Origin of the sequence: Promicromonospora sukumoe 327MFSha3.1, assembly GCF_000385135.1 — a bacterium.
In the GTDB taxonomy this organism is placed as follows: Bacteria; Actinomycetota; Actinomycetes; order Actinomycetales; family Cellulomonadaceae; genus Promicromonospora; species Promicromonospora sukumoe_B.
Genome location: NZ_ARQM01000011.1, coordinates 279,019 through 291,158, shown reverse-complemented (window position 1 = coordinate 291,158; position 12,140 = coordinate 279,019). Strand labels below are relative to the sequence as shown.

Sequence of the window (12,140 nt, the reverse complement as noted above, 5' to 3'; positions counted from 1 at the left end):
CGGCAGACGATAGCGGTAGCACCCGGTTTTCCACATACCCCTGGTGATCGCCGTCGCCCCGGTCACGGTGTGACCAGCACGTCCGCGGAAATCAGCCCGCGGCCCAGTGGATCGCCGTCCCCGCCTGGCTCAGGCCACCCCGGGGATGGGTACGGAAGAACACCGACGTGCCGAACACGAACGCCCGCGCGTGTCCTATTTTGCCGGATACAGCAGCAATTCGCCCACTGGCGGCGTCGGGCCCGGAGCCGTCCCCCGACGACGACCAGTGGCCGGCCAGGAAGCTGCCGTACGTCAGCTCCGCCGTCGTGCCCGGGCCCACGTCCGTGAACCACACCGCGGGGTAGACGAACCCGCGGTCCTGCGGGTGGTCGCCCAGGACGTCGCCCGGGGTGTCGGTCTCGATGATGCCGTTGCCCGCCTCGTCCCCGGTGACCGCGGTACCGCTGACCAGCCCGAAGGACTTGGCCGCCGCGAAGGCGCCGGCGCCGCGCCCGACGATCGCGCCGCCGTCGCGCAACCAGGACCGGACGTAGTCGTGACCCGCAGTCCCCGGCGGGAGGTCCAGGGTCGTGCCCACCCACAGCACGTCGGCGCCGTCGAGGCCCGTCGGCCGGCCGACGGCGGCGCTCGTCCGGATACCGCCCGCCGAGACCGCCACCAGGTCGTCGAAGCCGAGCGCCGTGAGCGCCAGCCGGTCGTCCTGGTCGCCCACGTACGCGATGGTCAGGTCCTCGGCCGGATCCGCCGCCCGGTACGCGACGGGCGTCGACGCCTCGAGGTCGACGCCGTACCGGCTGGCTGCGACCCGGGCCGCACCCCGCCCGTCCGGCCCGACGACGACGCCGCCGTCCGCCGTCAGCCGCGCGGCCACGTCCTGGCCCAGCAGGTCGTTCAGGGCGCGGTGGTCCGCGACGCCGGCCAGGTCGAACCGCAGGTAGCGCTCGTCGGGCAGGGCGGCGCCGTGCTCGACGGGGCCGCGCAGACGCGTGGTGCGCCCCACCGGGCCGTCGGTCGTGGCGCCCACCGGGTCCACCGTCGCGCCCCAGAGCTCGGCCAGCGACCACGCCGAGATGTCATACATGCCGGGGACCTTGCCGGAGATGTCGGAGCCGAGGCCGAGCAGGGCGTTCGCCAGGCCCCGCAGCGGCTGGTGCAGGTCCACCACGTACGAGCCCGCGGGATAGGTGGTGCCCGTGCCCGGCACGCGCGCCGGGGCGTCCAGCCGGCCCACCTCGATGCCGTGGAACCGGAGCGTGTCGACCAGGTCCTCGGCGTCGCTCGCCGACCGCTGACGTTCGCCCACGGGGATCACGTAGGCGCGCGGGAGCCGCACGGGCTCCTGGTCGTCGGTGGCGCCCCAGTGCCGCTTCCACTCGTCCGGGCCGGCGACGTCGGCGACGTTCTCGGTGGTGAGCGCGACCTTGGGCGCGCCGGACACGCCGCGACGGAACGTCTCGACCTGGCCCGCGAGCATGGCGTCCGAGCTGCGGCGGACGTAGTCGATCATCGACGTCATCGCCGTGACGGCCACCTCGGTGTCCACCGCGGAGTCGGCCGGCGTGGTGGTGGCACCCGTGCGGCCCAGCGGCAGCTCGACCGTGGTGGTCACCGCGCCGTGCAGGGCCGCGTACTGCGCCGTGAAGACCGGTGGGTAGTCGTCCCAGCCGGACGGGGTGTCCCGGTACGGGATCTTGACGAACCCCGTGTCCCGCTCGACCGCCCGGCCCGTGTCCGGGTCGTAGTACGTGTTCCCGGCGATGTCGGCGGCGACCACGTCGTCCTCCACCTGGCGCGCGATGGCGTAGCCGTGCGGCAGGAGCAGGTCGTACTCGTAGTTCTCGCCGTGCGGCGGGCCGGCCGGCTCGAGCTGGAGCACGTCCGTGTAGCCGTGGAAGTCCGCCGCGAGCAGCGGCTGCACCGCCTGGAGGGTGCGCACGTACGAGCGCGCCTCGGGCGTGGCGAGCGTGATCATGTCGCGGTTGGCGTCCAGGCCGAGCGACGTCGAGCGGGTCGCGTGGGTGCGCCCGTCGGGGTTGAGCGTCAGGCTGAACACGATCCGGTGGTGGGCCAGGGTCTCGCGCGTGGCCCGGTCGTCGGCCGTGGCGAGGCGGTCGATGACCCGCAGCGCGGCGTCCGTGCCCTCCCACTCGTCGCCGTGGATGTTCGCGGTCATCCAGACGGGGGTCTTGTAGCCCGACCGCAGGGCCGCATCGTGCGCGGCCAGGTTGGGCCGGTCGCGGATCTCCGTGCGCCACCCCGTCTGCCGCGCGGTCTCCGCCGCGCTCTCCGGCGCCGTCACCGTGACCAGGTAGAGGTCGCGCCCTTCGGTGGACTGCCCCACCACCTGCGTCGAGACCCGGTCGCTGCGCTCCATCAGCCGCTGCAGGCGGGGCGCCAGGTCGGCGTGGCTCGCCGTCCGGTTGCGGTCCGTGGCGTCGCGCTCGGCCGGTGGGAAGACCCGCAGCCGGGGCTGGTACGGGTACGACGCCGGCATGCGCACCTCGGCCGGGCCGCGCGGCACCGGGTCGGGCGGCACGTACGACGCGATGAACGCGCCCGGGTCGGTCGGGCCGTCGGCGGGTCCCGTCCGGACGTCCGCCACGGCAGGTCCGGAGCCGCCCGACGTCGCCGTCGCGGGCACGGCGCCGCCGACGGCCAGCGTCACGCCGGTCACCGCGCCGGTCAGCGCGGCGAGCAAGCGGGTACGAGCGAGCAACGGAGCCTCCCCAGCGACAATCCGGCCAAGTCTGGACCATCCGGAGGCCGGACCGGGAATCAATCGCGGCGACCGCATGGCCCGGCGCCCCGGGTTCGCGGCCGATCGGCGGGCCCGCGCCGCGGAACAATGCCGTTGACCGGGGCCGGAGGCGGCGGTGCACTGGGTTCATGACCACCACGGAGCGATGGACCTCAGCCACCGTCTACCCCGACATGTGGGTGGACCCCGACAGCGACCCGAGGGAGGCGCTGGCCAGCCCGGTCGGCGAGAAGGAGACCCTCTGGAACTACCTGCGGCACTACCGGCTCACGCTGGAGATGAAGTGCGACGGGCTCGACGCCGAGCAGCTCGCCCGCCGGTCGGTGCCGCCGTCGACCATGTCGCTGCTCGGGCTGGTGCGGCACCTGGCCGACGTCGAGCAGAGCTGGTTCCAGCGGGCGCTGCAGGGTCGCGCGGACCTGCCCAAGATGTTCGGCAAGGGGCCGGAGAACCCCGACGCGGACTTCGACGGCGCCGTGGCCGACCCCGCCGTCGTCGAGGACGCGTGGGAGAACTGGCGGCGCGAGGTCCGGGACGCCGACGCCTGGATGGAGACCCTGCCCGAGGACGGGCTGGGCGAGACCGTCGCGCACAACGGGGACCAGGTGCCCGTCCGGGACATCCTGGTGCACATGATCGAGGAGTACTCCCGGCACGTGGGCCACGCCGACCTGCTCCGCGAGTGCGTCGACGGCCGGGTGGGCCAGTAGCCCACCCTGCCGAGACAGAACTGCAGCGAGGTAGAACCCTGGCCGGATCGCCAGGGTTCTACCTCGCTGCAGTTCTACTTCGCCGCAGTTCTATCTCGCTGCGGTTCTACCTCGGCGTCAGACGGTGGCCGCCGTGCGGTCCTGCTCCTCCTGCTGCGCCGCGTCGACGCGGGAGGCCCGCACGCGCGACCAGATCACGGCACCGAAGGCCACGGCCGCCGCCACCAGCGCGATGCCGATGCGCAGCGCGTGGTTGGCATCAGCCGGGACGCTGAGCGCCACCACCGCCGGGGCGATGAGCAGCGCGACCAGGTTCATCACCTTGATCAGCGGGTTGATCGCGGGGCCGGCGGTGTCCTTGAACGGGTCGCCCACGGTGTCGCCGATGACGGTCGCCGCGTGCGCCTCCGAGCCCTTGCCGCCGTACTTGCCGTCCTCGACGATCTTCTTGGCGTTGTCCCAGGCGCCGCCCGAGTTGGCCAGGAAGATCGCCATGAGCACACCGGAGCCGATCGCACCGGCCAGGAACCCGGCGAGCGGCCCGACGCCGAGGCCGAAGCCCACCGCGATGGGCGCGAACGCGGCCAGCAGACCCGGGGTGACGAGCTCGCGCAGCGAGTCCCGGGTGCAGATGTCCACGACCTTGCCGTACTCCGGGCGCTCGTCGAAGGTCATGATGCCCGGGTGCTCGCGGAACTGGCGGCGCACCTCGAACACGATGGCGCCCGCGGCGCGGGTCACGGCGTCGATCGCGAGCCCGGAGAACAGGAACACGGTGGCGCCGCCCAGGATCACGCCCACGAGGGTGACCGGCGAGATGATCTCGTAGCTGAGCATCGAGGTCACGAGGCCGGAGCCGACGTCGCCCACCTGCGCGAGCGCGTGCGACACGGCGTCGGCGTAGGAGCCGAACAGCGCGGTCGCGGCCAGCACGGCCGTGGCGATCGCGATGCCCTTGGTGATGGCCTTGGTGGTGTTGCCGACGGCGTCCAGGTCGGTGAGGATCTGCGCGCCCTCCTCGTCGACGTCGCCCGACATCTCGGCGATGCCCTGCGCGTTGTCGCTGACCGGGCCGAACGTGTCCATGGCGACGATGACGCCGACCGTGGTGAGCAGGCCGCAGCCGGCGAGGGCCACGAGGAACAGCGCGAGCGGCACCGAGCCGCCGGCCAGCAGGAACACGCCGCAGATCGCGGCGGCGATGATGCCGGCCGTGTACACGGCCGACTCGAAGCCCACGCCGATGCCGGACAGGACGACGGTCGCGGCGCCCGTGCGGGACGTCTCGGCCACGTGCAGGGTCGGCTTCTTGTCGGTGCCGGTGAAGTAGCCCGTGACCCAGAGGATGACGCCCGCGAGCACCACGCCGATGAGCACGGCGAGGGCGGAGACGATCCGCGGGTCGGCGGTCACGTCGGTGAGGTCGGCGGTGCCGGTCATCTGGCCGAACGAGGACGGCAGGTAGACGAAGGCCGCGATGCCGGCCAGCACGGCGCCGACGACGGCGGAGATGTAGAAGCCGCGGTTGATCGCGGCGAGCCCGCTCTCGGACCCGCGCACCCGGGTGATGAAGACGCCCAGCAGCGCGACGAACGCGCCGATCGCCGTGACGATCAGCGGGAACACGAGACCCTGCTCGCCCATGGCGGCCTTGCCCAGGATGAGGGCGGCCACGAGCGTCACGGCGTAGGACTCGAAGAGGTCGGCCGCCATGCCGGCGCAGTCGCCGACGTTGTCGCCCACGTTGTCCGCGATGGTGGCCGCGTTGCGGGGGTCGTCCTCCGGGATGCCCTGCTCGACCTTGCCGACCAGGTCGGCGCCGACGTCGGCCGCCTTGGTGAAGATGCCGCCGCCCACGCGCATGAACATGGCGAGCAGCGCGGCGCCGAAGCCGAAGCCCTCCAGCACGGCGGGCGCGTCGACGTCGTACACGAGCACGACGAGCGCGGCACCGAGCAGGCCCAGGCCCACCACGGACATGCCGACGACGCCGCCGGTGCGGAACGCGATGCGGGCGCCCTCGGCCCGGCCGCCGGGCCGGGTCGCGGCCGAGGCCACACGGACGTTGGCGCGCACCGCGAGCCACATGCCGAGGTAGCCGATGGCCGCGGAGAACCCGGCGCCGAACAGGAACGCGATGGAGCGCCCGACACGCACCCCGCCGTCGCCCGGCAGCAGGAAGAGCAGCGCGAACACCACCGCGGCGAACAGCACGAGGGTGCGGAACTGCCGCTTCAGATAAGCGGAGGCGCCCTCTTGCACGGCCTGGCCGATGTCCTGCATCTTCGCGGTTCCATCAGGCGCGGCGAGCACCTGGCGGCGCAGCACGAAAGCGCACCCGAGGGCAGCGGCCGCGATGACGGCGATCACCGCCACCGTGGTGTAGCTCCCTGCGCCGAAAACAATGTCGTCTTCGAGCATCCGTCCTCCTCGACGAGCTCCGGGGCGGTTCCCCCAGATATGTAATGCCCTGCACAGGCTTGACCCGTGCAAGGCCGATGCATCCCGCCAGCACCGTCGATGGCGGGAAGAGACCAGAGTCTACTCACATGTGACGCCAGTCACTATGTCGAAGCATGGAGTCTTCCGCACCCCGGCGCGACCTCGCCGAGGAGGTCAGGCGGTGTCGGTGAGGACCCGGATCTCCTGGATCAGCCGGCCCGAGTCGGTGAGGTCCGGGAGCACCACGTCGGCCCCCGCCTCGGCCAGCCGGTTCGCCGGCGTGGTCCCCGAGGCGACCGCCACCACGTGCGCCCCGCCCTCCAGGCCGGTGCGCACGTCCTCCAGCGAGTCGCCGACGATCACGGTGTTGCCCTTGTGGAACGCGCTCTCGTACCGCTCGCTCGCGCGCCGCTGGGCCACCGCCACGAGGGCGGGCCGGTGGGCGTCGTCGGAGGAGTAGCCGCCCACGGCGGCGTCGACGTACCGGTCCATGCCGAACACGCCGAGCTTGATGCGGGCGTTCGGCTCGAGGTTGCCCGTCAGCACCGTGGCCACCAGGTCGGGCTCGGCGGCCACGGCCTTCAGGGCGCCCATCGCCCCGGGGAGCACGGTCCCCAGGCGCCGCACCTCGTCGGTGCGGGCCGCGAAGTGCAGGGGCACCGCCGCGAGCATCCGCGGCAGCAGGTCCTCCGCCTCGTGCTCGGGGACGCCGTTGTCGGCCAGCAGCCCGCGGATCGCGAGCGGCATGGTCACCCCGGTGCCCTTGGCCGGGAGGCGTTCGGCGGGCCGTCCCACGACCTCGGCGAACGCCTCCCGGTATGCCGTCCGGTCCACCTCTCCGACGTAGACGAGCGTCCGGTCGATGTCCCAGAGCACGAGGGCCCGGGCATCGCCGCCGGAGGTGGCCGGCGCGGTCACGACGCCAGTGCCGCGATCCGCTCGGTCAGCACCCGCGCCCCTACTCCGGAGCGCCGCGTCGAGCCACCTCGGCGCAGGTCGGCCGACAGGTCCCGCAGGTGCTCCCGCAGGCGCGCCGACTGCACGGTCTCGGCGATGGCCACGGCCTCCTCGCCGGTGGCGCAGGCCGCGTCGAGGTCGCCCGCCCGGGCGTGCGCCTGGGCCGCGCGGCTGAGGAACAGCCCGTGCGTGCGCCGCTCGCCCGCCCGCTCGGCGCGGATCGCGTGGCCGAAGCTCTCGACGGCGCGGGCCGTGTTGCCGAGCGCCAGGTGCGCCGAGCCGGACTGGCCGTGGATCTCGCCCTCGTTCATCCAGTACAGCCAGTGCGGGTCGTCCTCGCCGCGGCCGCGGGCACACAGCTCCGACGCCTCGCCGAGGGCCCGGCGCGCGGCCTCGCCCTCGCCGGCGGCGGCGTGGCCGCGCGCCTGGCGGGTCAGCAGCGTCGCCGACAGGTGCGGCGCGTCGAGCCGGGCGATCCGGCGTCGGCCCGCCTCCGCGGCCCGGACGGCGTCGCGCGGGTCGCCGCTCGAGTAGCCGTGGATCGCGAGGTAGGACAGCGCGCCGGCGCCGAGCCGGTCGTCCGCCGCCGCGTGCGCGGCACGGAGCCCGGCGAGCATGTAGGCGCGCGCCGCGTCGGTGCGCCCGGCGTCGAACGCGAACCAGCCGGCCTGCGTGGCGGTGTCCGCGGCGACGGCGGCGAGCAGCCGGCCCGTGACCTCGTCGTACGTGCTGCGCTCCAGGATCCGGACCACCAGGGCGAGGTGGGCACGGGCCAGGTCGGCCACCGACCCGCTGCCCGAGCCCTTGTCCATGACGCGGAGCTCGTCGAGCGTGCCCTGCAGGTGCCCGCAGAGCTCCAGCGACACCCGGGTGCCGACGGTGGCGCGGCGCAGCGGCTCCGCCTGCTCCGCGTCCCAGCGCTGGATCATCGAGTTGAGCGCGATGCCCGACGCCGGCCGCGGCGTGTCCGTCCCGGCCGCGTCGGCCATCGCGGTGGCCGACACGGGGCCGTTCGAGTCCGCGGGCAGCCAGTCCGCCGTGTTGTCGGCGACGTGCGCCAGGCGGAGCGCGGTGAGCATGCGGTCCGCCGTCCACGGCAGCGTGGGGTCGGGCGCGGTGGGCGTCACGGTCACGGGTGCGCTCGCGGCCTGTCCGGACGACGCGGTCCGAGCGGGCGCGGCGGCGTCGGGCAGCGGGCTGATCCCGGGGAGCGGGAGGCGCACCAGGTCCGGCGGCGTGCCCAGTCCCGTGAGGAACTGGACGACGCGGGAGACGTCGGTCAGTCGGCGGTCTCCGCACTCCAGCATCGACAGGTAGGACTGGCTCAGCCCGGTCAGGGCTGCCACGTCCTCCTGCCGCAGCGGGACGAGCTGCCGCACCATGCGGCTGACCTGACCGAAGTCCCAGTCGGCCAGCGCCGAGCGGACGGCTTCGTCCTGCCAGACCCGTGACGGGACGCTGGGCAGCGACACCACGGGGACTGACTCGGTGCGCCGGCATGCGGCACAGCGCGCTTCGGAGTTGTAGCGGCTGAGGACACAGCCACATCGAGCGCAGGTGCGTACGGTTGCACGAGGCACAGGGGGCTCCTGAGGGTCCGGCATTTCTCTTTTGCCGAGTTCACGGCTCTGGATGACCACAGTGGTATCACCCCCACGAGGTCCATGCATCTGGACGGTACTAGGTATTTTTCTCCAGACCAGCGGACAAGCAGGATCGGACGTTTTCGCAGGTCAGGCTGATTCTTTCTTGGACAAACGTCCAACTCATGTCCGCATTGTGTCAAATGTATACCCGGACAGAACCAACGGAAACATGCAAAAGCGCAGGTCGCCCCGATCAACCGTCCTTAGCGCCTCGTTCCGGGACGATTCGGCTTTTCACCCGCCGAGGACGGCGCTCATGGCACGTGAGAGGTACCAGGGATCGACCACGGCGGTCAGCTCACGGGCCGAGTGCATCGACAAAATTGGCACTCCGACATCGACAGTGCGAATGCCCAGACGCGTCGCCGAGATGGGTCCGATCGTCGAACCGCACGGCACGACGTTGCTCGAGACGAACTCCTGGGTGGGCACCCCTGCGTCCCGGCACGCCGCGTTCCACGCGGCCGCTCCGTGCGCGTCCGTGGCGTAGCGCTGGTTGGCGTTGATCTTGAGGATCGGGCCGCCGCCGGCGACGGGGTGGTTGGCCGGGTCGTGCCGCTCGGGGTAGTTCGGGTGCACCGCGTGCCCGACGTCGGACGACACGTGCAGGGACGCCGCGAACGCGCGCGAGCGCTCCTCCGCCGTGGCGCCGAGCGCGGTCGAGATCCGGACCAGGACCTCCTCCAGGAACGGGCCGGCGGCGCCGGAGCGCGAGGCGCTGCCGATCTCCTCGTGGTCGAACGCGGCGAACATCTCGACGCTGGTCGAGCCCTCGCTGGTCGAGCCGGCGCTGGCCGAGCTCGTCGAGACCCGCCCGAGCAGCGCCGTCAGCCCGGCGTGCGTCGAGAGCAGGTTGTCGAGCCGCGCGGAGGCGAACAGCGCCTGGCCGGCGCCGAACGCGCGGGCGGGCTGCGTCTCGGCCAGCACCACGTCGTAGCCGCCGATGTCCGCGGGGTCGACGCCGGCGTCGGCCGCGAGCGCCGCCAGGACGTCCGCGCTCTGCGCGTCGCCGAGGCCCCAGACGGGCTGGGTGTGGCGCTGCTTGTCCAGGGCGAGGCCGTTGTCGTTGACGCCACGGTCCAGGTGGATGGCGAGCTGCGGGATGCGCAGCATGGGGCCGGTGCGCACCAGGTGCTCGGTGCCGTCGTGCGTGACGATCCGCCCGGCCAGCTCCAGCTCGCGGTCGAGCCAGGAGTTGAGCAGCGGCCCGCCGTAGACCTCGACGCCGACCTGCCACCAGCCGCCGGCGCCGTGCGTGGTCGGCTTGGGCTTCAGCTTGAAGCCGGTGGAGTCGGTGTGGGCGCCCACGATGGTGAACGGCGTCGTGGGGCCGGCGGTGGCGGGCACGGTGAAGGCGATGACCGAGCCGTCGCGGACCACGACGTAGCGCCCGCCCGGGGTGACGGGCCAGGCGGCGTCCTCGGTGAGGAGCGTGAAGCCCGCCGCCTGCGCGCGCCGCGCCACCTCGGCCGCCGCGTGGTACGACGACGGCGACGCCGCGATGAACTCACCGAGGTCCGCGGCGTGGGCGCGGGCCTCCTGCGGGACGACGGCGGGCTGGACGGGTGCGATCTCGACTGGTCCGGACTGGGCGGTGGTGAGGTTCTGGTCCGTCATCCGGCCATTATCTCCGCCGACGCCGGTCCCCCGGACGCATCCGGTGGTCGAGCTTGTCGAGACCTGGGTCTCGACAAGCTCGACCACCGGATGCACTTCTCACACACCGGAGTGGCTACTCGCCCGCGGTGTCTCCGCCCTGGGGCGTGGCCGGTTCGAGAGAGACCCAGGCCCGCCCGACCCCGTCCGGGATGCTCGGCAGCCGGATGTCGATGATCGCCCCTTCGCCTGTCTGGAGGTCGACCTCGCTCCCCGCCTCGGCCCCGTCGCAGCTGATCTGGGTGGACGCGAGCACCTCACCCATGGGCCACAGAACAACCTCGATCGGCAGCGTGGCCTCCGGGTCCGGTCCTTCGCACTGGCCCATGACCCGCATCGGCGTGTCGGACGAGTAGCCGGGCTGGGTCAGCTCCGCGGTGACCCAGTCGGTGGTGCGATCCAGCTCGAACCGCGCGACCTGACCGCCGACCGGCTCCGGGAACTCGATCGCCGACTCGCCACCACGCGCCCTGGTCGGGCTGTGTGCACCGTCGGAGTCGATCCGGACCGGCACCGGCTCGCTCACCGCCGTCGTCCACCCGCCGGACGCAGCCTGTGGGAAGGCGACCACCCGTACCTCGTAGTCGCCCTCGGGCAGCGGTGTCTTGAAGCTGGTGCTCTCACCGGTCCCGCTGGGCGCGCACGTCGTGGACGCACCCCCCTTGGCCTCGATCACGTCCGCACCGGAACCGACCAGCGGAGCCCGCAGGTCCGACCCCTCGAAGGCGTCGTCGCCCAGGTCGACCACCACGCCGCCCTGGCTCCACACCAGCACGGGGGCCCCCTGGAGCACCCCGTCCCCCTGCTGGACCGTCGCCGCCAAACCCCGCACCGTCACGGATTCGCCGCCGCCGAGATCGGCTGGCCGGTCATAGATGTCGCCGGCCACCTCGACCGACCAGCCCGGCGCCGTGGACTCCAGGTCGGCGACCTGCATACCGCACGTCAGATCGCTCCATTCGAGCCAGGAGGGCTGGTAGCCGTCCTGGATCTGGAGGTCCGGCCCGGACGACGACGGGGAGGGCTCCACGGGCGAGGGCGCCGTCGCCCCCGGCAACAGCGTCTCAGGCTGGTCCAAGGGCACCAGTTGTGCGGCCCCGAGCACCAAGGCACCCGCCACCGCAAGCGCTCCCCCGCCGAGCCCGCCGAGCTTGGCGCCCCGGCGCAGCCGCACCCGCCGGCTCATAGTCGTCAGCGCCGCCGCAGGCCCTGTCGGGGACGCCGGGTCGACGCCGCCCGCCATCGCGCCGAGGGTCTGGGCCAGGAGGTCCGTCCCTCCGGGATCGGCCCAGCCGTGGTCGTGGTCCCTGGATTCGTCGTGCCGGTTCATCGCCGCTTCCCTTCCGTCGTCGCTTCCACCGGTTCGAGCACGTCGCGCAGCGTGCGCATGGCGTCGTGCAGATAGCGCTTGACCGTGCCGGGCGCGGTGCCCATCGCGTCCGCGACCTGCGCGATCGTCATGTCCTCGAAGTAGCGCAGCACCACGCTCGCGCGCTGCCGCGGCGTGAGCCGGGTCAGCGCGTGCACGACGTCCGCCCGGGCCGTGACGCCCGAGTCGGGGAACCGCACGTCCTCCACGGCCACGCGTGGTGCGATGTCCGCCCACTTCCGGCTGCGGCGCCAGCCGTCCAGGTACAGGTTCAGCACCATGCGGCGCACGTACGCCTCGGGGTGCTGCGGCGCCCGCGCGCCGTCGCCGCCGTCTGCGCCGTCCGCCCCGTCCAGGGGTACCGCCCACACGCCCGACGCCGCCCGGCGTCGTCGTCCGCCCCGCCCGACCAGCCGCGAGCAGTACTTGACCAGTGCCTCCTGCACCAGGTCCTCCGCCTGCCGCACGTCGCCGCACAGCGTGTAGGCGTACCCGACGAGCGCGCCACCCCGCTGGGTGGCGAGCAGCTCCAGGTCTTCGTGCCAGCCCATTCCGGCTCCTTCCTGCCGTCCTGACCGTGTCGACGAACCAGGGCGCCA

General features: G+C 73.1%; 8 protein-coding genes. 1 reads left to right on the top strand and 7 read right to left on the bottom strand.

Going from position 1 to position 12,140, the window contains the following annotated elements; all coding sequences use genetic code 11:
• Positions 1-91: 91 nt before the first annotated feature.
• Entirely contained in the window at positions 92-2,719 is a 2,628-nt protein-coding gene (locus tag H291_RS0115050) for a M14 family zinc carboxypeptidase (protein ID WP_232216079.1), read from the bottom strand.
• Positions 2,720-2,889: 170 nt separating this feature from the next.
• Here H291_RS0115050 and H291_RS0115045 point away from each other — a divergent pair, with 170 nt between their 5' ends.
• A complete protein-coding gene (locus tag H291_RS0115045) occupies positions 2,890-3,471 on the top strand; it encodes a DinB family protein (protein ID WP_020015834.1) in 582 nt (193 codons plus the stop codon).
• Positions 3,472-3,588: 117 nt separating this feature from the next.
• Here H291_RS0115045 and H291_RS0115040 read toward each other — a convergent pair whose 3' ends face one another.
• From H291_RS0115040 to H291_RS0115015, 6 genes are all read right to left on the bottom strand, one after another.
• Positions 3,589-5,892, bottom strand: coding sequence for a sodium-translocating pyrophosphatase (locus H291_RS0115040; protein WP_026365775.1), 2,304 nt, complete (start codon positions 5,890-5,892; stop codon positions 3,589-3,591).
• A 195-nt stretch (positions 5,893-6,087) separates the two neighbouring features.
• On the bottom strand, positions 6,088-6,831 hold the full coding sequence (locus H291_RS0115035; protein WP_020015832.1) for a haloacid dehalogenase-like hydrolase: 744 nt from the start codon (positions 6,829-6,831) through the stop codon (positions 6,088-6,090).
• Entirely contained in the window at positions 6,828-8,342 is a 1,515-nt protein-coding gene (locus tag H291_RS30285; RefSeq protein ID WP_198012508.1) for a helix-turn-helix domain-containing protein, read from the bottom strand. Before H291_RS30285 ends, H291_RS0115035 begins: the two co-directional genes overlap by 4 nt.
• 408 nt (positions 8,343-8,750) lie before the next feature.
• Positions 8,751-10,133: a M18 family aminopeptidase gene (locus tag H291_RS0115025; protein ID WP_020015830.1), complete on the bottom strand. Its 1,383-nt coding sequence runs from the start codon at positions 10,131-10,133 to the stop codon at positions 8,751-8,753.
• 115 nt (positions 10,134-10,248) lie between these two features.
• A complete protein-coding gene (locus H291_RS0115020) occupies positions 10,249-11,502 on the bottom strand; it encodes a hypothetical protein (protein WP_020015829.1) in 1,254 nt (417 codons plus the stop codon).
• Entirely contained in the window at positions 11,499-12,092 is a 594-nt protein-coding gene (locus H291_RS0115015) for a sigma factor-like helix-turn-helix DNA-binding protein (protein ID WP_020015828.1), read from the bottom strand. Before H291_RS0115015 ends, H291_RS0115020 begins: the two co-directional genes overlap by 4 nt.
• Between the last annotated feature and the right edge of the window lie 48 nt (positions 12,093-12,140).